The organism is Streptomyces sp. NPDC058086, from assembly GCF_042885015.1.
Lineage (GTDB): Bacteria > Actinomycetota > Actinomycetes > Streptomycetales > Streptomycetaceae > Streptomyces.
Genome location: NZ_JBHVST010000107.1, coordinates 1 through 24,185 on the forward strand (window position 1 = coordinate 1; position 24,185 = coordinate 24,185).

Consider the following 24,185-nt stretch of genomic DNA (forward strand, 5'->3'; position numbering starts at 1 on the left):
CGGGTGCTCGACACACCGCCCCCGACGCCGGCCACGGCCGACGAAGACCTCGCGGCGCTCGCCGCCCGGTACGGCCTCTCGGTCAGCGGCGCCCGCCCCTCCCTGCGCGAGTACGTGCGCCAGCTGTGGGCGCGGCGCCACTTCATCAGCGCGTTCGCGACCGCCAAGCTCACCGCGCAGTACAGCCAGGCGAAGCTCGGCCAGTTGTGGCAGGTCGCCACGCCGCTGCTGAACGCCACGGTGTACTACTTCATCTTCGGCATTCTGCTGAACACCAAGAACCACGTGAAGGACTTCATCCCGTTCCTCGTGACGGGTGTGTTCATCTGGACGTTTACGCAGAACTCGATCATGTCGGGCACCCGGGCGATATCGGGCAACCTCGGCCTGGTGCGGGCCCTGCACTTCCCGCGGGCCGCGCTGCCGGTCTCGTTCGCGCTGCAGCAGCTCCAGCAGCTGCTGTTCTCGATGGCCGCCCTTGTGGTGATCCTTCTGTGTTTCGGCCAGATGCCGAACCTCGCCTGGCTGTTGATGTTCCCGGTGCTAATCCTGCAGTCCGCGTTCAACACGGGTGTCTCGATGATCGTGGCCCGGATGGGCGCGAAGACCCCGGACATCGCCCAGCTGATGCCGTTCATCCTGCGGACCTGGATGTATGTCTCCGGCGTCATGTGGAGCATCGACCAGCTGACGAAGAAGGAGGACCTGCCGCACCTGCTGAGGGTCGCCCTGGAGACCAATCCGGCCGCCGTCTACATCGACCTCATGCGGTACGCGCTGATCGACAGCTTCCACGCCAGTCAGCTGCCCCCGCACGTGTGGGCGGCGGCGGTCGGCTGGGCCTTGCTCGCCGGGGTCGGCGGCTTCATCTACTTCTGGAAGGCTGAGGAGACGTACGGCCGTGGCTGACAACGTGAACGACCGCATTCCCGAGTCCCGGAAGCTGGTGTTGGAGCCGATCTTCGAGGCGGACTTCCTTCCGTGTTCCTACGGGTTCCGTCCGAAGCGCCGGGCCCATGACGCGCTCGCTGAGGCACACCACTTCGCCAAGAACTCCTATGAGTGGATGGTGGAGGGGGATATCGAGGCATGCTTCGACTCGATCGACCGTTGCTCAGGCCCCGGCGCCTGGTCAGCTCTTCCATGCCGGTGCGGGCGCAGCCGCGCTCGTCGAGGACCGCGACCGCCACTTCCAGCAGGGAGATACGCCCGTAGGGGGCGCCCCCGGCAATCGGCAGGAGGCCGTACGGACGTTTTGTTCACCGATCCAATGTGGCAAGCGAGCAGATCACGCGTGACGCAAATCTTTGACGCGGCGGAGCTTGCCCAGCGAGCGCTCCAGGGTGTCCGGCTCGACGATCGCGACGTCGACGGTCACCCCGACGCCGTCCTTGACGCCGGTTGCAATCGTCCGGGTGGCGGCCTCGCGCTGGTCGGGACTCGCTCCAGGGTGTGCCTCGACAAGGACGGCCATGTGGTCCCTACGCTCACGCCGGGGCAGCTGGATCTGGAAGTGAGGCGCGATGCCTCGCGTGCGCAGCACTATCTCCTCGATCTGGCTGGGGAAGACGTTCACCCCCCGGAGGATGATCATGTCGTCGAAGCGGCCAGTGATCTTCTCGATGCGGCGGAAGGCCGGCCGGGCCGTGCCGGGCAGCAGCCGGGTCAGATCGCGCGTGCGGTAGCGGATGATCGGCAGAGCTTCCTTGGTGAGGGACGTGAAGACGAGCTCGCCGACCTCGCCGCCGGGCAGGACGTCGTCCGTGACTGGGTCGACGACCTCGGGATAGAAATGGTCCTCCCACACATGCAGGCCGTCCTTGGTCTCCACGCACTCCTGGGCGACACCCGGGCCGATCACCTCGGACAGGCCGTAGATGTCGACGGCGTGGATGTCCGTGCGCTCCTCGATCTCGCGGCGCATCTCCTCGGTCCAGGGCTCCGCGCCGAACATGCCGACCTTCAGCGACGTGGAGCGCGGGTCGACGCCCTGGCGCTCGAACTCGTCGAGCAGGGTGAGCATGTAAGAAGGCGTGACCATGATGATCTCAGGCTGGAAGTCCTGGATGACCTGCACCTGGCGTGCCGTCATGCCGCCCGACGCGGGGATCACGGTGCATCCCGCCCGCTCGGCGCCGTAGTGAGCGCCGAGACCACCGGTGAACAGGCCGTAGCCGTAGGAGATGTGCACCTTGTGTCCGGGGCGGCCGCCGGCCGCGCGAATGCAGCGGGCGACAACGTCAGCCCACATCGACAGGTCGTTTTCGTTGTAGCCGACCACGGTGGGGCGGCCGGTGGTGCCGCTGGAGGCATGGATGCGGCGCACGTCGGCCATGGGCACGGCGAACATGCCGAAGGGATAGGTGTCGCGCAGATCGGCCTTGGTGGTGAAGGGGAACCGAGCCAGGTCCTCAAGCGAGCCGGCAGTCCCCGGGCGAGACCCCCGCCTCGTCGAACTTCTTGCGGTACAGCTCCACGTTGTCGTACGCGTGCCGCAGCGTCGCTCGAAGACGGTGGAGTTGGAGAGCTCTGAGCTCCCCGCTCGACATCCGCTCGGCCTCGTCCAGCAGCTCGGTGGGCAGAGTTTCCCCACGACGGGCCGCGGCGGCCTCCGGGATCTTCCGTTCGATGGGCAATGCGACTCCTTGGATTCCGTTTTCCTACTGCGGTTGTGACTGCGGAACTCCGCGATCACCTCGTCGCTGGGCAGGACGCTCACGTCGTATGTGCCGCCACGACCGAACCGGGTGCGCTTGCAGGGCGTGGCCACCAGGAAGTCGATGTCAGCTCCGGCCATGAGTCCGCGGCCGTCGCAGGCGCAGGCGGTGTCGGCGAGGAGAAACTGCCCGTTGCGGTGTGGCGAATGCCCTATCGGTCGGTGCCCGAGCGGTGCGGGGCAGGACCCCGCACCGTTTCCCGGAGCGAGCGGTTGACGGTGGCCCGTGTCAGGCCTGGGCTGTCTCCGGTTCCGACAGAGCCGGCTCCTCGAAGGCCTCCACACGAGGGGCGGTGCGCTCGACGGGGCGTCGCTGGGCCTGGTTGAGCAGCAGGCGGGTGGCGTCGGGCCGGGAGTAGTGCCCGACGGGGTCCGCGGCCGCCTTGGCGATGGCGATGGCCGACAGGTCGATGTCGGCGTACAGGATGCCTTCGGCGTCCTCGGCCAGCGGCTCGGCCAGGGGACTGCCGTCGGGGCCGTAGATCTGGGCGAAGCCGCCGCCGCGTTGCAGCAGCTGCTGCTTGACCGGGGTGTCGCAGAACAGATCGAAGGCGGCGTCCCCGATGAGCGAGCCGGGGGCCAGGACGAAGACCCCCCCTTCGACGGCGTATATCTGGGAGGCGGCCGTATTGACCTCTGGGCCAAGTGCGTAGGCCGCGCCCTTGTAGACAGAGAAGCTGGGCCAGGCGGCCACGTGGATCTGCTCGTGCTGGCTGAACATGGCGTATTTGGACAGCGGCTGCAGGTGTTCCCAGCAGCACAGGCCGCCGACCCGGCCCAACGGGGTGTCGTGGACGGCCAGGTCGGAGCCGTCGCCCTCGCCGAAGACGGTGCGCTCCACATGGGTGGGCTTGAGCTTGCGCCGGGAGTAGACCAGTTCACCGTCGGCGGAGATCAGCGACTGGCCCATGTAGAGGCTGCCGCCGCTGCGCTCGCTGTACCCGGCCATCACGTTGATGCTGTTCGTGCGCGCCGTGTCGAGCAGGCGCTGGAAACGTGGTCCGTCCAGGGTGATCGAGTTCTCGTGGTAGCGGCCGAAGAACTCAAAGCCCGCGGCGGGCGAGTCCAGCCACAGCCACCAGGGGTAGCCGGGGATGAAGGTCTCCCCGAAAGCGATCAGCTGCGCTCCTGCCCGGGAGGCCTCCTCGATCAGGGCGATGCTCTTGTCGATCGTGGCATCGGCATCCAGCCAGACCGGCTCGGCCTGGACCACGGCAGCCTTGAAAGTGCCCGTGTACTCCACCATGTTCTTCGTCTCCTCGTTCTGTGTCGGGAAAGCGCCAGTCCTGGTCAGGCAGTGATAGTGCTGTGATGGTCGGCGGTCAGCGGCAGGAAGCCGGTCACCCGGTGGCAGTTGACGTATTCGGTGGTGACCGCACCCCTGGGCAGGACCGACACCTCGTGCCCGAAGGCGACGTCGAGGGCCCCTCTCCGCCTCCGACCATCTGGAAGAAGCTGGCGTAGATCTCCAGGTGAGTGCGGTGTGAGCGGCACCAGGTCATGAGGTGCTCGAGCGAGGCGAACCAGGCGATGGTGCAGGCGCGCTCAAGCGACGAGCCGTCGGCCGCCTCCTCGTCGAGGTTGCGGGCGGCGATGCAGCCGGAGTCCGGGTGGTGGGTGGCGAGGAAGTCGACACCGCGATACTTGACCGGTTTGACATCGGCCAGGTACTTGTCGCGATAGCGGGTGCTGGCGGACCAGTCCTGCGCCGTACGGATCAGCGCGACGTTCCCGGGCACCTCGACCGTGATCCGCCGTCCCGGCGTGCCGCACTCGAGGGCGGTCTGCGGCTTGAAGACAGCAAGCGCGGGCTCGAACGGGTCGACGGCCGAGTCGGCGATGCGATCGCGAGCGGCGCCCCAGTAGTCGTGGACCTGTGTCTCGAGCAGTTCCACCGCCTCGTGCTGGGACAGGCCGCCGGTCGTGTAGTCGGCACACCGGTGGGTGTGCAGGGTCTCGTTGCGCTCGACCGGGACGACGCACACCTCGCGCCAGTGGCCGACCGGGCCATCGGAGGGCAGCTGCTCCCAGGTGGAGCGGACGCGATGGGACCGCTGCCACTGGTCGTACGCGTCCGGTTCGAACCAGTAGGCCAGCCAGACGACATGGTGAGCACCGGCGCTGTCGGTGAATCGTCCACGGTCCAGCACGTCCGGCTTGTACTCCGCCGTGAACAGTTCCGTGAGCGCTGCGGCGCCGTTCGCGGCCTGATCGGCTGAGCCAGCCTGACAGGCGAACTGAGCGAACACGAACGCCTGCGTGCCCTCCGGGAAGTGCGAGCTGTACGCGAGGAAGCGCGGGATGCGCCCCAAGCGCCCGGTTGTGGACATGTCGCCTCCGGCGAGCAGTGGCATCAGGTGTGGATGGAGGCTAAGCCGGACACCTGGCCGGATTTGACTGTCGGCGCCCCGGGACTTGACCAGAAACGACATGACTTTCTGGCCACGCCGGTCATCGATCGATCAGCGCATTGGGGCATCAGATGCGAATCCGTTACAGACCGTTGGCTGCTGCCTGGTTATAGTGCACCGCAGCACTGCCCGGAGGAGGCTTTGTGGCCATTGTCCTCTCCACGGATTCCGTACCGCCCGGCGACAGGCTCGCCTACTGGCACGATGTCGTCTGGCGCACCTTCGTACCCCTGGATGTCGCGGCCCCTCAAGGCGAGCCCTTCTTCGGAACAGTCACCACGGAGCAACTCGGGCATCTGCAGATCTCTACGGTCGACGCCGAACCGGAGCAGGTGCGGCGCAGCAGACGTCTGATCGCCGGGTCCCCCGACGAGTACATGCTGGTGGGCCTGCAGAGCCGTGGCACGGGGGTCGTCGTCCAGGACGGGCGGGTCGCGCGGCTGCGGCCGGGTGAGTTCGCCCTGTACGACACGACCCTCCCGTATACGCTGCACTTCCCGGAACGCTTCGAGATGATCGTCTTCCAGATGCCCCGGCGGGCGATGAGGCTGCCCGAATGCGATCTGCGGCGCATCACGGGCGTGACCATCGGGCCCGATCAGAGCCTGGCCGCGCTGGTGGTGCCGCTGCTGTCCAGGCTTTCCCCTGGGGCCGGGTCGTACCGCCCCGAGGTCGGCGAGATGCTCGCCCGTAATGTGACGGACCTGCTCACCACTGTCATCGCCGAACGGCTCGGCCATGACGCCGCCACGGAAGCCGACGCCGCCCAGCAGACGCTTTTGCTGCGGATCCGTGCCTACATCGACAGCCACTTGGCGGAGCCGTCGCTGTCGGTGGAAACGATCGCCGCGGCCCACCACATCTCCACACGCCATCTGCAACGCCTCTTCCAGAGACAGGACGAGACGGTGGGGGGATGGATCCGGCGCCGGCGTCTTGAAGAGTGCCGCCGGGAACTTGCCCGCCCGCGCCGGACGAGACCGGCCGTCGCCGCCGTCGCACACCGATGGGGTTTCTTCAGCGCCGCCCACTTCAGCCGGGCGTTCCGCGTGGCCTACGGGATGTCTCCGCGCGAATGGCAGGCCCTGACGGACAGGTCCCAGGCACAAGCATCACGGCGGTTGGTCCTGGACCCGTCCACGACCCCCATGAAGTCCTCCCCCTGAGCTGGGAAGTCGCAGCGACGGCGAGGATCAAGCATCGTGCCGGGCAACTCGGGTGAGACCCACGGCGCCCGGCTGGCCTCCTTGAGGATCGGCAGACCGCGAGTGGGACGGCCCGGCAGTTGCACGGAAGCAGTGGCTGGTCCTGCTCAGCGGCGTTCTGGCCGACGATGCGTGGCCCCTCGTCGGATCAGCAGGACAGCCAGACCGCCGCATCCCCACGGGGCACCGTCGGCCTGTCTGCCGTGATCGTGGCCTTCAGCCCCAGCAGCAGGCGTTCGTTGTGCTCATCCGGGTTGCAGATTCCGTCCAAATCCGGCCAACGGCAACCGCCACGGCCGCCCCATCCACACCCCTCACCACCACGGCCCCCGACCGCCTTCAGCAACCGCCGAACCGATCCGCCCGCAGGCCCGTGAACGTCTCCACCCACACCCGCTCGCCCTCAGCACCCCACCCATACAAGGAAAATGCCCTGATCACGGCCTTCTGCAGCACGCCTTGGGCCTTGCTCCTCACGGTGAGGTCCTGCCCCGGCTCACTGGGGCAGGACGGGGCGCGGCGACGATTCCGTGTTACCCCGGCGACAGTTCGCCGGCGCGCAGTGCTGCGGTTTGCAGGATGCAGGAACTGGGGTTCATCAGCCCGTTTCTTGCTGGATGGCGTCCCGCGTGATGGTGTAGGCGATCACCGTACGGGTCTGCGCGGGGGGTACCCGGGGCGTGCATCCGGTGACGGTCTCCGCTCCCTGCGCATAAGGCAGGCCACCGTGCAAATCTCCCTGGTGAACGGCCAGTTCAACCCTGGAAATGCCCGGTGGCCTTGTCCCAGTCTGACCTACAACGCCTGCTGGAGTCACTACGCACGGCGGACGGGATCGAGCTCGTCCGCAACGTCGCCGAGCGCATGCTGCAGGAGCTGATCGAGGCCGAGCTCAGCGGCCGGATCAGCGCCCAGTGGAACGAGCACACCGAAGCTCGCACCGCCTTCCGCAACGGTCACCGGGAGAAGACCCTGGCCTCCCAGGCCGGCGACCTGGACCTGGCGATACCGAAGCTGCGCAGCGGCAGCTTCTTCCCCAGTCTCTTGGAACGGCGGCGCCGCATCGACCAGGCTCTGTATGCGGTCATCATGGAGGCGTACGTGCACGGGGTGTCCACGCGCTCGGTCGACGACCTGCTCAAGGCGCTCGGCGCGGACAGCGGCATCTCCAAGAGCGAGGTCTCACGGATCTGCGGTGACCTGGACGAACAGCTCACCATCTTCCGCGACCGGCCCCTGGATCACAGCCGTTTCCCCTACCTCTACCTGGACGCGACCCACTGCAAGGTGCGCGTGAACCACCGGATCGTCTCCCAGGCCGTGGTCATCGCCACCGGCATCAGCGAGGACGGCGGCCGTGAGGCGCTGGGCGTCCTGACCAGCCACGAAGTCGTGGTCAACAGCATCGCCGCGACCCGCACCCGCACCGGCCTGCACGTTCACGCCGAGCTGGACACCGGGACCTACCCGGTGGGAATCTCCGTCAGCCGCGAGCACCTGCGCTCTCTACTGGGCGCAGAACGGCGCGACCACCAGCCGGATGGACCTCTCCCAGACCCTGTCTCACCCCACCCTCACCGGCATGTCGCGCTCGGACTTCCAGGCGCTGATCGACCGGATCACCGTGCCCTATCAGGCCGCGCTCGAACAACGCCGGCATCGCCAGCGCGGCGGTGATCGGCGCCCGGGAACCCGTGGTGGCGTCTTCCGTCAAAAGATCACCGACGCCGACCGGATCCTGGCGACGGTCCTTTCCCAGCGAGATCTGTGCGATCAGCAAGCCCTGGCCACCTTGTTCGGCGTCAGCCGCGGCACCATACGCAACGCCATCGAGGATGTCCGTCCCCTCCTCGAACAGGACACATACGTCCCGACGCTCGCCGAACGACGCTTCGCAACGGCCGCCGACGTACTCGCATCCATCACAGAAGACAGCGAAACACCACGTTGAATCCTTACGGCTTCACTTCCTGAGGAATGTGTTCTCCGTGATCCCCAAGGGATCCGGGGAAATGGTCGCGGCGACCATCCGCACCATCTTCATCCAGCCCACCGCCGAAGCCGTCCATCACCAGCTCGATGCGGTGGCTGACATGCTCGGGCAGCAGTTCCCCAAGGTCAGGCAGATGCTCCTGGACGCCAAGGAGGAACTGACCGCCTTCGCCGCCTTCCCCATCTCCCACTGGAAGAAGGTCCAGTCCTCAAATCCCCTGGAGCGGATCAACCGCGAGATCAAGCGCCGCACCGACGTCGTGCAGGTCTTCCCCAACCCAGCCGCCCTCGAACGGCTGGTCACCGCCGTGCTCAGCGGGATGCACGACGAATGGATCGCCTTCCCCCGCCGCTACCTGTCCCAAGGCAGCATGACGGCCATCTACGCCGCCGAACACACCGACCACACCCCCCATGCACTCCCCAACACACCCAACGCTACGGACGATTGATCGCCTACACCATCACAGGGGACGCGACCGTTTGCTGCGTCGTGAATACCGACCACACCATGCGAATCGGACGCCGGCGTGAGACGAACTCCAGGCCGTACAGTTCTGCGGCCGGCTCCGTGGTCATGGCGAGGTCGAATTTTCCTTCGGCAACGGCTCGGGCCGCACTGCTGGTGGAGTCGGCGGTGCTGACCCCGCCGAGTTTTAGGCCGCTGGGAAGGAGCTCCGAAATCAACGGGACGGGTGACGGATGGCTGATGAGTTTGGGCGCCTCGGGCAGCGTGACATCGGTCGGGCGTTTGACGATCCCATAGAGCGGTGTGTCCATCACGAAGACATCGGAGAGGGCAAGTGCGCCGTCCATGTAGAACTCATGGATATCGGTGAAGGCATTGGCCACTACCACGTGCGTCACCTCACCGTCGCGTAGCGCGGTATGCGCGCCCTCATAAGTGTCGTAGAGGTGGATTTTCGCGTCCTGCGCGACACGGGACCGTAGCCGTTCAGCCGCCTTCTCACTGCTGGTGCCGGCGGGGCCGAGGGTGCCTAGCGCTGTCTGGCTCGTGCCTCCGGGGAGGTCGATGGATACCCATCCTAAATCAGGACTTAACGTGGACATTCGAGTTCCTAAGTTTTGGGGAAGGTGAAGTATCGACAGGGATGAGGTGGCTACTGGAGACGTGTTTCTACGGTCCTGTCTCTGTTAGGTCTGCGATGACCCACGAGCTGATTTTCTTCCATAACTCACTCGACTTTCGATGAAAAGGATGGTTCAAATAATCCATCAGCGCTTCTTCGTTTTGGAGAAGACCGATGGCTACAAAATCGTAGGCGATGGACCGCTCAGATATGTTTCTGCCCGTTCGCCACTGGAGCAGTTGGGGTACCCGATCGCCGACTTGCTGAGAAGAGCGCTCCGCGGCAATTGCTTCAGGATGGTCCCATCCTATGCCGGGATTGAATTTAAACAGCACGATGTGCCGGATCATGCGGATTACCTTTCGGGCTTCATGCGGGCGGCTCAATGTGAGACCGATTCTCGCAGGACACAAAGGAGGCCAGCCGCTCCATTCCCTCGTCGATGCGTTCCGAGGTCAGCAGGCTGAAAGAAAGGCGGATTTGCTGTGAGCTGCTCAAGCCTTCATAGAAGTGATGCATCGGTGTCCAGATCACTCCGTGTTCCCGCGCCGAGCGCTCGAGGGACTTGTCATTTACGGTGAACGGCACGGTCACTATGACGAAGAACCCACCGGCCGGGGAGTTCCACGAGACACCCGAGTCGGCAGGGAAGCGCTGTTCGAGGTTTCGGAGAACACGCCGCAGGTTGTCCCCGTAGATCTGGATTTCGCGCTGATTAGCGCGCAGCATGCTGCATCCGTTCTGCAGCAGCTTTCCACCGATGAGCGCCTGCGCGATGGGGGACGTATTCAGCGTGACGTTGCTCTTGAGCAGGGAGAGCTGGTCGGAGAGGAGGCTCACTCTGTGGCCGTCGACGGCTACACGCTGGTCAGCGACGACGAAGCCGACGCGCGCCCCGGGGAGGCCGGTCTTGGAGAACGATCCGAGATGAATGACGGTCCGGTCGGTGTCGAGAGCCTTCAGAGACGGTACACGTGCGCCACCATCGGCGCGGAAGAGGCCGTAGGGATTATCCTCCAGCAAGAAGATACCCTCACGCCGGGCTATTTCCAGCAGCCGGTTCCTGGTGCCGAGGCTCAGGCTGAGTCCGGTGGGATTGGAGAAGTCAGGCAGAAGATAGAGGGCGCGAGGACGCAGGCCGACATCCCGAGTCCGGCGTATCTGTTGCTTCAGGTGGTCCAGATCGATGCCCAGATGGCCGCTGTCTACGTTCACCACGGGCATATCGAGCAGCCGCGCGGCGCCGTTGAGCCCGAAGTACGTGGGCGCGACGGCGAGTACGACATCCCGCTCGTCCACCCGGAGCGCCCGTAATACCAGAAACATGGCCTCTTGGCAGCCTACGGTCATCACGATCGCTTCCGGATCTATTTCGATCCCCTCGTCGATCCGGAGATATTCTGCGACGAGGTCGTGGACGATGCCCTTGGTGCGGCCGTACTGGTAGAGAGTGCGGCGGATCTCCTCCGTTGAATGGGCACGATTTTCCGTCAGATGTGTGGTAAACGTGTCGAGATATTCGTGCAGAAATTCGGTCCGGAAAATATCTTCTAAAGGTCTTCCTGCCGCGAATGATATAGCGTCTGGATGTTCGCTTGCGATCTCATTCAGGAGATTCATCGATAGCATTACTGGGTCGCGCAGCGACTCGTGCAGTTCGAGAATTGATATATCGGACATTTCTTCCCATTGGCGTGAATGTTGGCGCCTTGGGGCGCGATCGTGCCACTTTCCTAGTCTGCGACACCTTGATCGCGGGTGGGCAATTGAATAGTCAAAATATAATTTCCAGATTTTTTGCTTGAGGTTTTTGAACTTACTCGAGTCGCAATACGTATTAGGAACTTTCCAGGCCTTCTGCATCCCGCGGCCAGCAGGGCAGCCCATATGCTGGCTGCATGGTCATGAAGAGCCCGCCCGTCGTATATGTCGCTTTAGCGCTGGTAGTGACATGGTTCATATGGGGTACGACATACCTGGCAATAAAGATTGCTCTAACAGGATTCTCCCCTCTCACCCTTTCCGCTGTGCGGTTCCTGCTGGCGGGAATGCTGCTGTGTGCGGTGAAGGGGCGCTGCCGGCCGACCGGCCGTCAACTGCGGCACTCGGCGGTGGTGGGAACCCTGCTCTTCGTCCTCAGCATGGGCGGCGTGGCGGCGGCCGAGCAGTACGTGGATTCCTCGACCGCCGCCCTCGTGATCTCCACCGTCCCCTTGTGGAGTTCGTTGCTACATACCTCGTCGGGTGGACGCCCGCATCCGCTGGAGTGGGCCGGAGTCGCTGGGGGAGTGTTGGGTGTTTTCGTGCTCTTCCTCGGCTCCCACCGCACCGGCTCCTCGGCCGCTCTTCTTGTCCTGATGGTTGCCGCGGTCTCCTGGAGTTACGGTTCGTTCCTGGACCGGCGTTATCCGTCGGACTCGGACGCCTCCCTCCAGATGATCACAGGCGGAGTCCTCCTTCTGGTCGCGTCAGTGCTCCATGGCGATCTCACCGCCCTCAGGGCACCACACTGGGACGCGGCCCTGGCCCTCGGCTACCTGGTCGTCTTCGGGTCGGTCGTCGTCATGACCGCCTACCGCCACCTGAGCCGGAACGCGCCGCCCTCGCTCGCCACCAGCTACGCCTTCGTCAGCCCTGTCGTCGCCGTACTCAGCGGAGCGCTCCTGCTGGGCGAGCGGCTGACCCGGCAATCCCTTATGAGCTGTGCCTTGGTCGCGCTGGCTGTCGTGTGCACCGGGTGGGGATCACGCCGGAACAGTGCGCGGCTTCGCCCGGCCCCGAGCGCGCCATCCCACAGGGAGAGGTCAGCTTCGAAGGCGCCGCACAATGTTGACCTCGGCCGCTGAAGCGTGTTGCAGAAGGCCTGATCAGGAAGCCTGAAGCGGGCAGTTGACGCATCTGTCATGTGGCGAGGGCGAGGTTGTGCCTGCCGGCGACGGCCTGGACGGCGTGGTGGAGGCCGTCGCCGCGCTGCCGGCAGTCGCGGAGGATCTTCCCGGTCTTCATGCGGGTGAAGGCAATCCCGGCGCCTACTCAATCATCGACGACCGCGGCCCTGCGAGGTCCGCACCGACGGCAGGACGTGCCCGCTCCCTTCGTCTGGGACTGGCTTGCGTCCAAAAGCGCGGACACTTCGCTGCCCATTGCCTCCGGCATCGTGCCCGCCTGGCATCGACGATCCCCGGTATCGGTCGGGTCAGCAACCCGGTCCGCCTCCGCCCGTAAGAAGCGGTTTCCCGGGCCGCCGCTACCGGATTCGTCATGGCACGCCCTTACGAAAGCCACCCCACCGCCACAAGCTGTGGTGCTGGGCCACCACCGGCCCGAGGTGGTCGGCGGCGATGACTCCTTCTGGCGCCGAACGAGGGTCATCCGCTTCGAACGCGTTGGAACGAAAGGTCCACGGATCTACGAGTGGGCGCGGCGCGACTGCCTGTGATCGAGGATGCCCATGGTGCCCCATCCACGCGCCACCGCTGGGTCCTGACCCGCCGTAGTCTGATCCGCCCCGAAGACAGGTCCGGTGCCACATCGGCTGGTACCGCCACATCACCCTGGCCATGCTCGCCCGCTCACCGTTACCTGACAACCCGTCAGGTAACGACGCTCGAAACGGGCACGCACCGTGACCAGCGGAAATGGACCCTGAAGGTCCGCGTCGCCACGCCGAACAACGGCGCCCAGATTCGCTTCATTGTCGACGGCGCCGCCGGGCCCGTCGTGGACGTGCCGAACAGGGGGCTGGCAGACCTGGCAGACCATCGACGCGGGTACATTCCAGTTCTCCCCTGGCACCTACCACACGGTGCAACAGCAGCAGGTGACGGGAGGCCAGAACATCAACTGGTGGCAGGCCAAGACGGCCTCGATCACCGGCTGCGGCGGCAAGTGCGTCGACGTCGCGGGAGCGAACACAGCCAACGGATCCGCCATCCAGCTCTATACGTGCAACGGAACCGCCGCGCAGACGTGGACCAAGGCAGCGGACGGCAGCCTGAAGGCGCTGGGCAAGTGCATGGACGTCACTGGTGGCGGCACGGCCAACGGCACCAAGGTACAGCTCTACACCTGCAACGACACCGGCGCCCAGCAATGCGGCCGGGGGCCTCGGGCAGCCTGGTCAACCCGCAGTCCGGGCGGTGCCTCGATGCCACCGGGCCGAGCTCGGCCGACCGGACCCGCCTGCAGATCTGGGACTGTGCGGGCAGCGCCAACCAGAGTTGGATCCCGCTCAGTTGACATATGGCCCCTCCCGGTTGGGTCCTGGCAGGCGATGACCGGGTGCAGGGCACGGCTGGTGCGGCGCCGAGGTAGTCCGAGTGGCGGCGGCGTCCATCTCGTCCAGGAGCGGCAGGATGCGGCGCTCCCGAACCAACCGCGTGGCGTCCGCAAAGCTGAGGCCGCAGTCACGGGACTGCTCGTGGACTTGCCGGCAAGCCAGTCGGCCAGCGGGCGGTCAATGTGGAGTAGGCGAGCAGGCCGAGGGTGAGTTCAACGGCGAGCAGGGTCTTGCCGGCACCGGGCTCGCCGGCGACGACCATACGGGCCGGCCGCAACCGCTGGTAGAGGAGACGATGTTGGTGAGATGCCGTCGGGTTCGGACCCGCCCGCCACAACCACGGAAAAGCGAAAGATCATGAACTACACCATCCCCTCTCATCAGCTGCGTAGGTTCCTGGCGGTGCGGGGATGAGGACGCCGGTGCCTTGGCAGCCGCCGTCGGCCGATGACCAGGGCTCCGCGGCAGCCCGGCCGAAGGGAACCGCACCTCCCCGGCTCACGGCCGTGAACCCTGCCGCTGAGCAGGTCGTAGTGCAGAACGTACCCCTGAAGCCATACGGGAGATCTGCATGCCGATTCAGCTTGACGTCCTTGTGGTCGGAGCCGGCATCGCCGGCCTTGCGACCGCCATCGCGCTTGATCGCGAGGGCATGTCCGTCGATGTCATTGAGCGCTCCACTGAGAGCCGTACCGGTGGGGCTGGGCTCTTCCTTCCCGGGAACAGCGTCCGCGCCCTGACCGATTTGGGGGTGGGCAAGCACCTCAGCGAATGGGGAGCGCCCGTGCCCGGCCAGCGGCTGATGGACCAGCGGGGCAGGGTGCTGGCCAATATTGACATGGCCGAACTGTGGAGGGGAACAGCCGGCTGCGTCGGCATCACCCGAGGCGACCTCCATGCCGCCCTGCGGGAGATCGTGCCGGTGCCCGTCCGCCACGGGGTCACCGTGGTCTCGCTCAGACACGCCGACGATGGTATGCACGACGACGGTGTGCATGTGACGTTCAGCGACGGCGGGACCGGCCGGTACGACGTGGTCGTAGGAGCGGACGGCATACGGTCGGGCCTGCGGGAGTCGGTCGATCCGGCGGCCGGGACCCGCTACCTCGGGCAGGTCTGCTGGCGTTTCCTCACCGACGCCCCCGGCATCGACCGGTGGACCGTGTGGCTCGGCCCGGGGACGGCCTTCCTGACCTACCCGGTCGGCGGGGGCCGGGTGTGCTGCTACGCCGACGTGGCGGCGCCCTCCTCCGAGGACCCGACCAATGGTTCTGGCCTGCTCCGGCACTTTGCCGGCTATGACCAGCGTGTACGGGACCTGCTGGCCACCCCCGCCGCTCTCAACGCGTACTTCTCACCGGTAGCGGAGGTCAATTGCCAGACGTGGGCGCGCGGACGCGTCGTGCTCGTCGGGGACGCGGCCCACGCCAGTTCGCCCAACATGGCCCAGGGCGTCGCCATGGCCGTCGAGGACGCTCAGGTCCTGGCCGAGACGCTGGCCGAAGGCGGCGACACCGAAGACCTCCTCCAGCAGTTCGTCCAGCGCAGGCTGCCCCGCACCCGGTGGGTGCAGCGGCAGACCCACCGGCGCGACCGGACCAGGTCCATGCCCACCGCCCTGCGTAACATGGCGTTCCGCTACGGCGCCAACGCCTTGTACGAGCGCGGCTACGCCCCGCTGCGCGACCTGCCCTGACGCGGACCGTCCCGCCGCCCGCACACTACGGGATGCCGGTCGGGAGGCGGCGGTCTCAGAGATGCCTGCTCCTCGGCCGGCAACATCTTCAGTGACACACGGCGGGCAGTGTTCGAGCCGGGCGCGCTCGCGCCCACATGTCGCCCGTCCCACCTGCTCTTGGCGCTGATCGAGCTTGTTGAGTACCTGGCGCCTCCCACCATTTCCGTACCCTGGAGCCCCACGCCGTGACAAGCCGGACCGCCCCCAGTCCGACGCCGAAAATGCCCGCCCCATCCCCATGTACGCGCCCGAGTTCGCGGCCGACCCCCATGTCGCCCACCGCCGGATGCGCGCCGAATTCGGGCCGCTCGTCCCCGTGGAACCGGCTCTCGGTATCCCCGCCACCCTTGTCATCGGCTACATACAGGCCCGCCGTATCCTCAACGACCCGCTTCGCTTCCCGGCCGACCCTGACGCTGTCTACGCGCGGCTGCGCCAGTACGGGCCGATCGCATCTGTTGAGATCGCCCCTGGGGTCACCGCCCACCTCGTGACCGATTGCCGGGCGGCCCTCGATCTCCTCAGGGACACCCAGACCTGGTCCAAGGACCCCCGTATCGGACGGAAGTCAGTCGAACTCAGCTGCGGAAACGCTGTCCGGCAGGTTGGACGAGCAGGCGACGCGGGACCTGTGGCGTGACTACGACGACGGCTGGCACAGCATGGCCGAGACGTTCGCGCTCTCGATCGACCAGTGGTACCACGCCCTCGGCAAAGGCAATCAGGACAGTGTCTACTGGCGCCACCGGGGCACCAACCCGGACCTGGACATCCAAGAGCGCACCTTCGACGTCCTGATCAACACCGCGGTCACCGCGCACGTCCTGCAGGCGATTGTGGACGAGAAGCCGGTGGAGGGCATGGCGTCGCCGCCGATCAGCGGAGAGGGGCCGCTGAGCCGGGCGGCCGAGCGGGCCGGAACGACGGACCTGGAATCCGAGGCCGTGCCGGTCCTGGCGGCCGGCGTTGTGGTGCGCGAGAGCGTAGGTCTGGACGTCCCAGGGTTCAAGGGGTTCCTCCCGGCGGCGCCCTTCGACGAGGACATCGACGAGAAGACGCGCGACGCGATCGCGACCTACTGGTCCGACCCGATCGAACACGCCAACGCGGTGGCCTCCCCAGTGGCCGGCCCCGTGCCCGCGTTCCGGTTCTCCAAGGGTGCGGAACCCGGCGACGAGATCCGCGGGCTCGCCCGGGAGGGCGCGTACGAACTCATGGGCCTGCTGGGACAGGGTCTGACGATGCAACAGCTGGACCACCGGTTGTCGTTCATCCAGCGGCACCTGCTCCGACGGATGATCCGGGCGGGAATGGTGACCGCGGCCGACACGTGAGCAAACCCGGCCCCGATGCCGCTCGCCCCAGACCTGTGAACGGCGGTGCCTCTGTCACGCGTCCCTGACCAGCCTCCGCGGCACAACCCCGGCAGCCGCGGACCGCCGCGCGGGCCCCCCGCTCCCCTCCCGCCCGAGCAGGAGGATCGTGCGCGGAACCGCACCGAGTCCCCGCACCCGTCATCACGACCTGATTCCCCGCCCCTTCCGACATCACGGACATGAGATCTCAGATGACCCGGAATCCCACCGAGTTGCTCGACGTCGCCATGGCGGACATCGCCCTTGTCCTGGTGGCCGGCGTGCAGTTGACACCTCTGCTGGGCCGGCTCCGCCAGCCGCGCGTGATCGCCGAGATCGCCGCCGGAATCGCGCTCGGGCCGAGCCTGCTCGGGCTGCTTCCCGGGCACCTGCCCGACCGGTTGTTCCCGCCCGAGGCGCGGCCGGGCCCAGGCAGTGGCACAGGTCGCAATCCTGGGTGCCGGCGGCGCGGCGCGCCTCGGCGGGATGTCCTGGGCGGACGCGCGCACGGTGGGCTTCCTGATGAACACCCGCGGTCTGACCGAGTTGGTCATCCTCAACGCGGGCATGGCCATGGGCGTCCTGGACGAAAGGATCTAACGGACGCTCAACGATCCCCACGCCGGCAGGTTGTCGAACGAGCCAAATGAGATGACCTGTAAAGGGCCTACGGCGAGATCCCTTCCGAAGCCGCTGAAATGAACTGCTCAGCCCATATGGTCTTACCTGTGCGAGTATGGCGCGTTCCCCAGCGTTGGGTGAGTTGCGCTACCAGCAGCAGACCCCGCCCGCCCTCGTCGAAGATGCGGGCCCGTCGCATGTAGGGGGCAGTAGGGTTGGAGTCGGAGACTTCGCAAATGAGCATCCTGTCGTGGATCAGCCGCAGTCGGATGGGGGGCTGACCGTAGCGAATGGCGTTGGTGACCAATTCGCTCACTATCAATTCGGTGGTAAACAGCAATTCGTCAAGTCCCCAAGCGGCCAGTTGAGCGGTCACGTTCGCGCGGACCTTTGCAACGACGGCTGGATCGGATTTGACGTCCCAGGTGGCGACCTGGTCAGCGCCCAAAGCGCGAGTACGGACGATGAGAAGGGCGATATCGTCCACTGGTTCGGGAGGGATCAGAGCCCCGAGCACACTGTCGCATAGGGATTCCAGCGACGGTGCAGGTTGGCCGAGTTTCTCACGCAGCGTGCCGAGTCCCTTCTCGATGTCTCCGCCACGTTTTTCAATGAGACCGTCCGTATAGAGAGCGAGAAGACTGCCTTCGGGCAGCTCGATGTCTACAGACTCGAATGGCAAGCCTCCCAATCCAAGCGGCGGGCCACTCGGCAAGTCGAGGAAGTCCGCGGTGCCGTTTGGGGCGACAACAACGGGCGGTGGGTGCCCAGCGCGAGCGAGCGTGCACCCGCGCGTTACTGGGTCGTAGACGACATACAGACAGGTGGTTCCAAGGCCGCCAGCGGTTTCGGCTTTCGTGGACAGAAGTTCCGCTGATAGAAGCATGACCAGGTCGTCGAGGTGCGTCAGCAGTTCGTCTGGTGCAAGATCGATGTCAGCCAGGGTTCGCACTGCAGTGCGCATTCGGCACATGGTGGCGGATGCCCGGACGCCGTGCCCGACAACGTCGCCGACAACCAGAGCGACGCGGCCGCCCGAGATCGGGATCACGTCGAACCAGTCACCGCTCACGCCTGCTTGGACTTCTGTGGGCAGGTATCGGGAAGCAACCTCGACTGCGGCCTGATCGGGCAGCTTCTCCGGGAGCAGGCTGTGCTGGAGCTTTACGGCAGTGGTTTGTTCGCGGGTATAGAGACGGGCATTATCGATGCAGATGGCGGCCTTGGCTGTGATCTCCTCGGCCAAGAGCACGTCGTCCTCTGTGAAGGGCTCGGAGCGCTCGTGACGAGCAAAGCAAACTGCACCCAGGGTGACGCTTCGTGCACGTACCGGCGCGACAATCACCGAGCGCAGTCCGGTCGCTCGGATGCTAGCCGCTTTAGAAGGATCGTCGGTTGACCACCGGTTGATGACAGAATCAGTCATCTCGTACCTGGCGGCTTGATCGGCAGCCAAACAGTCAGTCGGCGGCGAGAATGCGGGACAGGCTGCCGTCGAGCCCACATCGACCACGGCCTCGGGCACACCCTCAAGAACGGACCGTTGAGCTGTGCGGTGCAGGATAACCGGGCCGCATACCGGGCCAGGAGGCGGTTCATCTGCCTGACTGATAAAGGCGAGCAAGTCGATGCAGGCAAAGTCCGCGAACTGAGGAACGGTCACATCCAGCAGCTCCTGCACCGTTTGTGCAACGTCCAGCGTGCTGCCGATCCGAGCACTGGCCTCGTTAAGCATCAGCAGGTGTTCCCTGGACCAGTGTTGTTCGGTCGCGTCATGCGCAACAACGGATACATCGCCTGCCTGGCCATACGTCTTGCCAGGCAGATCCGACAGACCGGTCACCGCAGTTTCCAGGGTCCATCCACCAGACTCGCTGTGAGGTGTCTGATGGTGTGCGAGGAGGGCCACCTTGAGATAGCGGCCTTCCCTGTGCCGCAGTGCGACCTTCCCGCTCCACCACTCCCGGCCGGTCAGGGACCGATGAGTTTCTTCAGTCATCTCTTCAGCAAGCAAGCCTGCTGCCGGCCGCCCCAAGACCTCATCGTGGCGGTATCCGAGGAGCAGCTCAGCGCCCTCGCTCCAGCCCTGTATGATGCCGTGATCGTCAATGATCGCCGTAGCGCTGTACGCCACGTCGAGAGGATCACCTCGTCGGCTGCTTGGATCTATGCGCCACATTTCTAGCTATCCAATCCCTTTTAATGGGATTCTTCCTCGGCATCATTGAAGCACGAACACGGGAGGTCTCGTCCGGTAGAGAAGCCTCTCGGCCGGTAGAGACGGCCACCTCGCCAAGCCCCTGGTGACCTTGCCGTCCTGTAATGGCACAAAGAGTGACTGTTGCCCAGTGTGCAGGCGGCCAGCGCCTAGTTTTGCCGCCAGGTCCAGGAGAGTCGTTGGAGCGGGCTGGATCCGTCGTTTGGCGGCGTCACGCTGAAGGACAGAGCCTCGGATCTGCGCGGGAGCGCCTTGGTGAAGTCTCTGAGGTCCTCGGGACGCTGCTGCCACCAGTGGCTGAAGTTCCGGGTCTGGTGGGGCACCCTTCCAGGGGCTTCGGCTGGGCCCAGGGGGTCGTCAAGCCCGATGTCAAGCGGCTCAGGGCGGCCCAGCAGGCGCTGATCGACGACGCGGCACGGGCGACCCCGGCCGGGTGCGCCTGACACCCGCCCGACCTCGGCGAACGCCTCCCTGCGCCACGCCGAGCGCCCTGCGCGGCCACCTCGACGCACCATGCGGCAGACCGCGGCGGACGACGGGGTTGCGGAGGTACCCGGTTTGGCTGTGACTCCTGTCGCGGCGCTCCGGGCGGAAGGGCAGCCGGGTCAGCCGTCACGGTCCGCCTCCCGGGCGCTCGCCGGCAGGCCGCTGCGGCGGGATGGCGCCAGACTCCCCGTCCGCGTCACGCTGCCCGGCGGAGGGGTTATCCGCGGTGTCCGGGGCTGGTTCCACCGGGGTGGCGCGTTCGCAGCCGCGTGGACCGACTGCCAAGGCGGCGGCCGCTCCCAGAGCACTTCGCTTTCTTCTGGCCCGGCTGTTCGCGCGGCCGACGGCTCTCGCGGCTCTTCGGCGGTGCCGGACGAGTCCGGGGCGGGTTGCCCGCCGGACCGCAAGCGCCATTGTGCGTACCATGCGCGTCCGCTCCACTCTTGAGTCGGCCGCAGCACGAACCCACACCCCACTCCCCGGCACCGGGCCGGCATGGAAGGGCGGCCGCGCCGCAGCGCCGCGAGGCCTGTCGTCCCTGACCGGTGATGGTCACGCCGGCGGGCTGGCCTCGTGCCGGGAGCAGCGCGCCTGTATCCCCCATGCCGGCGTGGTGGCATGGTTTCGGTTCGCCGGGGTGCGTATGGCGCCCACTGTGGTCCAGGGGACTGAGCCGTTACGTCGCCACGAACATAGGAGTCCTGGCGCGGCAGGTGGCCCGGTCGGGCCGGACTGTGCCCAGCAGGACCTGGAATCCTTCCCTCGAGCACGGTGGCGCGTGCGCGGGTGCGCCTTGATTTGATCTACGGCTCTAGGATGCGGCCGCGGGAAGTCGGCGGAGCGTCGGCAAGGGAATTCTGACGTGCTGCATCTTTTCGCGCGGAGTGAATCCAGCTCGTGTCGAAGGAAGCAGATGAAGCTACGACTACTGTCCCGCCATTCACGCGATGACGTTCGAGTGCGAGTGCGAGTCGCCGGAGTCGGGGGGAGGTTCCGCGGACTCCTTGGCGAAGGGGCGGGCGCGGTCGCCGGGACGGCTGGGCTGGCTGCGACCGTCCTGCTGGCGAATGGTCTCCTGGCGCCGCATGCCGACGCCGCGGATGGGGTCTGCATTCCCTCCGGTACGGACGCGTCCATCCAGGCGGCGCTGGTCGGCCCCGCAGCGGTGGCAGAGCTGTGCGCGGGATCTGTCTTCGACCTTTCCCACTCGATCGTCTTCACGGCTCCCGGCCAGACTGTCCAGACGCAGGGTCTGCCGACGGGCAGTGCGCAGGCACTGCTGCGCGTCACCGGGGACCTTGCCACAGCGATACGCGGCGGCGATCAGTCGAACGCCACGGTGCAGAACATCCGCGTCGACGGGCGCCGCTCTGAGCTCGGCCACCTGCCGAACGGGGAAGCGCTCCTGGAGATGGGAGGCAGGAGCAAGGGCCAGGTCGTCCAGAACACCACGCTTTCCGACCCTCGGGGCTGGTCGGCGCTGCACATGACCGAGGGCGGCGTGACCAACAACATCCCGACCTGCCAGGACAGCAAGATCCGGAAGGACAACAGCTTCTGATCTCACCGGGGGCAACAGCGAGAGCCTGTGAGCCGGTTACCCACCGGCCTATCGCTATCGGGTGCCCCTCGCCGGCTGCTGGGCCTGCTGAACCGGGTGGGGCTGCTGGACGGGCTGGGGCTGAGGCGAGGTCTGCCCCGGCGACGGCTGAGCGACCGGGTGCGCCTGTGCTGCCGCCGAAGTCCGTCGATACGCCTCATGCCTGTCGAACTGCTGACTGGTCAAAACCATGGCCGTTTCCCTGTCCCTCGCTGCGTTCGAGGTGTGCGGGTAGAGGGTCTGAATCGGACTAAGCGGAGTCCCTGTTTCTGCTCTGCGCTGTTCGACCTGACGTCGCAGCTCTGCAGTGCTTTCGCTAGCGAGGTTTTCCTCAATCATCGCAGCTTGTGTCGCTGGATCGTTGGGGTTCCGAGCGTAAACGACCAGTTGTTGCACGAATGCCCTTATGTTATGCTCATTTATCGATTCGGTCGTGGCATCATCATCGCTCCCCATGCGTGCCCTTGGATTTTGATCCTGAATATGCTGTGGAGGTACTGGAGAATTCGCAGGACGTCTGTTTTCTTTATTGCTGGGCATTTCGCAATCCTCTTGTTTCTTTATTGTGGTCTCGAGAAACCCGGCGGGAACGATCGGCTGAAGACCGGTGACGGCCGGAGCACCGCGCGGAGCAGCCAACCGCCCGGCCACATCGCCGCGTTCCAACCTCTCATCATGGGCTACGGCGCCATCGAGGGAATGGTTCATTGAACGCTTTGAGGTTGATCCCCGGGGGTGGACACCGGGTTTCACGCGACGAGTGACAGCGTACGTGACGTGATCAATTGCTGTTCGTATTCGGCTGGCGCGAGGTAGCCGAGGGCGGAGTGGCGGCGGCGCCGGTTGTAGTACGACAGCCACCTGAACAGCTCCAGCCGTGTCTGCGCCTTCGAGGTCCAGCGCCTTCCGTGCGGCAACTCGCGCTTGAGGCCCTGGAAGAACGATTCGGCGAGGGCGTTGTCATAACTTGAGCCGACGCGGCCCATGCTGCGGCGGATGCCGTGCCGACGGCAGACCTCGGCGAAGGCGGCCGAACCATATTGCGCGCCCCTGTCCGTGTGAAAGACGACGCCGTGGACCGGGCCTCCGCGGGCAGCCACAGCCATCTCGATCGCGTCGGTGACCAGCGAGGTACGCATGTGGTCCGCGATCGACCAGCCGATCACGCGCCGCGAGCAGATGTCGATGACCGTGGCGAGATACAGCCAGGTCGAGCCGACGGCGACGTACGTGATGTCGCCGCACCACTTGGTGTTGAGCATGTCCGCCGTGAAGTCACGCATCACCAGGTCCGGCACCGGCGGGGCCGTCTTGTCCTGAATGGTCGTGCGCTTCTTGCGCCGCAGGTGCCGTCCGACGATGCGGTTGATCCTCATCAGCCTGCTCACGCGCTTGCGGTTGATCTTCCTCCAGCGGGAGCAGAGTTCGGCATGGACGCGCGGCGCGCCATAGGCGCCCTGGTGGTCGGCATGGATCTGTCGGATCTCCGACACCGTTCGCTCTTCCTCGACGGCTCGTTCGGCGCGGGCGTCTGCAGTGGCCCGGTGCTGGTAGTAGCCGGAGCGGGAGACGCCCAGGACCCGGCAGATCCGCTTCACGCCAAAAGCGGCGCGATTCTCGGAGATGAAGTCCCAGCGGCGGGAGCTCACTTCACCTCCCGAGCGAAACACGCGGCTGCCCGGCGCAGGATCTCGCGCTCCAGCTGCCACTCCTTCTCCGCCTTCAGCAGCCGGGCGTTCTCCGCCCGCAACCGGGCCAGTTCCTCAGCCGGACTCCCGCCGGCCTCGCGGCGCTCGGGCAGTGCCTGGGACTCGTCTTCCTTGCGGACCCACATTCGCAGCGACTCGGCGGTGATGCCGAGATCCGCCGCCACCGCCGCGTATGTGCGCTCGCCGCCCGCGGCGCGGTAAAGCGCGACAGCGTCCTTCCTGAACTCCTCCGGATACGGAGACGTGCGTCCCACCTGGACATCCCTCCCTGGACCATCAAGATCCATTGTCAGGGTGTCCACTCCAAAGGATCAGCCTCACACGTTCGGTTGAGATACGGCTTGTGAACCCAGGTCCTTGCCTGTCCGTATCCGTGAGTAGGTGGGCAAAGTAACTACTCGACTGAATGGAGCGGGTTATGAGCGATAGCGGTAGCGATAGCGAACTGTCATTCTACCGGGGGCACGTTGAAGGGTTGATCGCGCCTGAACAGCCTGCAGGCCCCCAGCCCCCGCAGCCCAGCGTTGACCCGGGGCCTTCGCAGCAGTCCGGGGTTGTGCCGCCGTCGGCCTCTACAGGCCTGCGGCGGCTTCCCCAGCCCCCGCAGCCCAGCGTTGACCCGGGGCCTTCGCAGCAGTCCGGGGTTGTGCCGCCGTCGGCCTCTACAATCCTGCGGCAGCTTCCCCAGCCCCCGCAGCCCAGCGTTGACCCGGGGCCTTCGCAGCAGTCCGGGGTTGTGCCGCCGTCGGCCTCTACAATCCTGC

At 65.9% G+C, this 24,185-nt stretch carries 18 protein-coding genes and 7 pseudogenes; 15 read left to right on the top strand and 10 right to left on the bottom strand.

Annotated elements, in window-relative coordinates:
• A partial coding sequence (locus ACFVWD_RS46800; protein WP_389604407.1) for an ABC transporter permease occupies positions 1-909 on the top strand: 909 nt, incomplete at its 5' end.
• A gap of 379 nt (positions 910-1,288) precedes the next feature.
• Here ACFVWD_RS46800 and paaK read toward each other — a convergent pair.
• From paaK to ACFVWD_RS46820, 4 genes and pseudogenes are all read right to left on the bottom strand, one after another.
• Positions 1,289-2,549: pseudogene (gene paaK / locus ACFVWD_RS46805) on the bottom strand (phenylacetate--CoA ligase PaaK).
• A gap of 396 nt (positions 2,550-2,945) precedes the next feature.
• Entirely contained in the window at positions 2,946-3,962 is a 1,017-nt protein-coding gene (locus tag ACFVWD_RS46810) for a carbon-nitrogen hydrolase family protein (RefSeq protein ID WP_389604408.1), read from the bottom strand.
• A gap of 44 nt (positions 3,963-4,006) precedes the next feature.
• Positions 4,007-4,210: a phenylacetaldoxime dehydratase family protein gene (locus ACFVWD_RS46815; RefSeq protein ID WP_389604410.1), complete on the bottom strand. Its 204-nt coding sequence runs from the start codon at positions 4,208-4,210 to the stop codon at positions 4,007-4,009.
• Positions 4,210-5,148 (bottom strand): annotated as a pseudogene (locus tag ACFVWD_RS46820) (phenylacetaldoxime dehydratase family protein); the annotation flags it as partial. The gene ACFVWD_RS46815 and the pseudogene ACFVWD_RS46820, both read right to left, overlap by 1 nt.
• Before the next feature lie 122 nt (positions 5,149-5,270).
• Between ACFVWD_RS46820 and ACFVWD_RS46825 the strand changes: the two are divergent.
• From ACFVWD_RS46825 to ACFVWD_RS46845, 5 genes and pseudogenes are all read left to right on the top strand, one after another.
• Positions 5,271-6,293 carry a helix-turn-helix domain-containing protein gene (locus tag ACFVWD_RS46825; protein ID WP_389604411.1) on the top strand — a complete coding sequence of 341 codons (1,023 nt, stop codon included), beginning with the start codon at positions 5,271-5,273 and terminating at the stop codon, positions 6,291-6,293.
• Between the two features lie 813 nt (positions 6,294-7,106).
• Positions 7,107-7,703 (top strand): annotated as a pseudogene (locus ACFVWD_RS46830) (transposase); the annotation flags it as partial.
• 21 nt (positions 7,704-7,724) lie between these two features.
• Entirely contained in the window at positions 7,725-8,009 is a 285-nt protein-coding gene (locus tag ACFVWD_RS46835; protein WP_389604442.1) for a hypothetical protein, read from the top strand.
• The gene (locus ACFVWD_RS46840) at positions 7,915-8,283 is read left to right on the top strand and encodes a hypothetical protein (RefSeq protein WP_389604412.1); all 369 of its coding nucleotides are present in this window, start codon (positions 7,915-7,917) and stop codon (positions 8,281-8,283) included. Before ACFVWD_RS46835 ends, ACFVWD_RS46840 begins: the two co-directional genes overlap by 95 nt.
• Positions 8,168-8,776: a transposase gene (locus tag ACFVWD_RS46845; protein ID WP_389604413.1), complete on the top strand. Its 609-nt coding sequence runs from the start codon at positions 8,168-8,170 to the stop codon at positions 8,774-8,776. The genes ACFVWD_RS46840 and ACFVWD_RS46845 overlap by 116 nt, the downstream gene beginning before the upstream one ends.
• Positions 8,777-8,780: 4 nt before the next feature.
• Here ACFVWD_RS46845 and ACFVWD_RS46850 read toward each other — a convergent pair whose 3' ends face one another.
• The 3 genes from ACFVWD_RS46850 to ACFVWD_RS46860 all read right to left on the bottom strand — a co-directional run bounded on the left by ACFVWD_RS46850 (position 8,781) and on the right by ACFVWD_RS46860 (position 11,095).
• Positions 8,781-9,395, bottom strand: a complete 615-nt coding sequence (locus tag ACFVWD_RS46850) for a prephenate dehydratase domain-containing protein (protein WP_389604414.1) — start codon at positions 9,393-9,395, stop codon at positions 8,781-8,783.
• A gap of 67 nt (positions 9,396-9,462) precedes the next feature.
• Positions 9,463-9,765, bottom strand: a complete 303-nt coding sequence (locus ACFVWD_RS46855; protein ID WP_389604415.1) for a Dabb family protein — start codon at positions 9,763-9,765, stop codon at positions 9,463-9,465.
• A gap of 19 nt (positions 9,766-9,784) precedes the next feature.
• Positions 9,785-11,095 carry a PLP-dependent aminotransferase family protein gene (locus tag ACFVWD_RS46860; RefSeq protein WP_389604416.1) on the bottom strand — a complete coding sequence of 437 codons (1,311 nt, stop codon included), beginning with the start codon at positions 11,093-11,095 and terminating at the stop codon, positions 9,785-9,787.
• 224 nt (positions 11,096-11,319) lie between these two features.
• Between ACFVWD_RS46860 and ACFVWD_RS46865 the strand changes: the two genes are divergently transcribed.
• A complete protein-coding gene (locus ACFVWD_RS46865; RefSeq protein ID WP_389604444.1) occupies positions 11,320-12,261 on the top strand; it encodes an EamA family transporter in 942 nt (313 codons plus the stop codon).
• A gap of 55 nt (positions 12,262-12,316) precedes the next feature.
• Here ACFVWD_RS46865 and ACFVWD_RS46870 read toward each other — a convergent pair.
• Positions 12,317-12,430, bottom strand: a pseudogene (locus ACFVWD_RS46870) (IS5/IS1182 family transposase); the annotation flags it as partial.
• A 679-nt stretch (positions 12,431-13,109) separates the two neighbouring features.
• Here ACFVWD_RS46870 and ACFVWD_RS46875 point away from each other — a divergent pair.
• The 6 genes and pseudogenes from ACFVWD_RS46875 to ACFVWD_RS46900 form a co-directional block, all read left to right on the top strand.
• Positions 13,110-13,256 (top strand): annotated as a pseudogene (locus ACFVWD_RS46875) (carbohydrate-binding domain-containing protein); the annotation flags it as partial.
• A gap of 27 nt (positions 13,257-13,283) precedes the next feature.
• A pseudogene (locus ACFVWD_RS46880) lies at positions 13,284-13,654 on the top strand (ricin-type beta-trefoil lectin domain protein); the annotation flags it as partial.
• A gap of 611 nt (positions 13,655-14,265) precedes the next feature.
• Positions 14,266-15,390: an FAD-dependent oxidoreductase gene (locus ACFVWD_RS46885; protein WP_389604418.1), complete on the top strand. Its 1,125-nt coding sequence runs from the start codon at positions 14,266-14,268 to the stop codon at positions 15,388-15,390.
• A gap of 280 nt (positions 15,391-15,670) precedes the next feature.
• Positions 15,671-15,850, top strand: a pseudogene (locus ACFVWD_RS46890) (cytochrome P450); the annotation flags it as partial.
• A 187-nt stretch (positions 15,851-16,037) separates the two neighbouring features.
• Entirely contained in the window at positions 16,038-16,766 is a 729-nt protein-coding gene (locus ACFVWD_RS46895) for a hypothetical protein (RefSeq protein WP_389604420.1), read from the top strand.
• 456 nt (positions 16,767-17,222) lie between these two features.
• Complete coding sequence (locus ACFVWD_RS46900) at positions 17,223-17,387, top strand: hypothetical protein (protein ID WP_389604421.1); 165 nt, start codon at positions 17,223-17,225, stop codon at positions 17,385-17,387.
• Between the two features lie 67 nt (positions 17,388-17,454).
• Here the strand turns inward: ACFVWD_RS46900 and ACFVWD_RS46905 are convergent, their stop codons facing one another.
• Positions 17,455-19,587, bottom strand: coding sequence for a SpoIIE family protein phosphatase (locus tag ACFVWD_RS46905; RefSeq protein WP_389604422.1), 2,133 nt, complete (start codon positions 19,585-19,587; stop codon positions 17,455-17,457).
• Positions 19,588-19,919: 332 nt separating this feature from the next.
• On the opposite strand from ACFVWD_RS46905, the gene ACFVWD_RS46910 reads away from it, so the two are divergent.
• Together ACFVWD_RS46910 and ACFVWD_RS46915 are read left to right on the top strand one after the other, a co-directional pair.
• A complete protein-coding gene (locus ACFVWD_RS46910; RefSeq protein ID WP_389604424.1) occupies positions 19,920-20,069 on the top strand; it encodes a hypothetical protein in 150 nt (49 codons plus the stop codon).
• Positions 20,070-21,070: 1,001 nt separating this feature from the next.
• Entirely contained in the window at positions 21,071-21,673 is a 603-nt protein-coding gene (locus tag ACFVWD_RS46915; protein WP_389604425.1) for a hypothetical protein, read from the top strand.
• A 788-nt stretch (positions 21,674-22,461) separates the two neighbouring features.
• On the opposite strand, the gene ACFVWD_RS46920 is transcribed toward ACFVWD_RS46915, so the two are convergent.
• Positions 22,462-23,675, bottom strand: a protein-coding gene (locus ACFVWD_RS46920) for an IS3 family transposase (protein ID WP_389604427.1) whose coding sequence is annotated in 2 segments (ribosomal slippage) — positions 22,462-23,426 and positions 23,426-23,675 — 1,215 coding nt in all. Because the reading frame shifts where the segments join, the coding sequence is not laid out codon by codon here.
• Between the last annotated feature and the right edge of the window lie 510 nt (positions 23,676-24,185).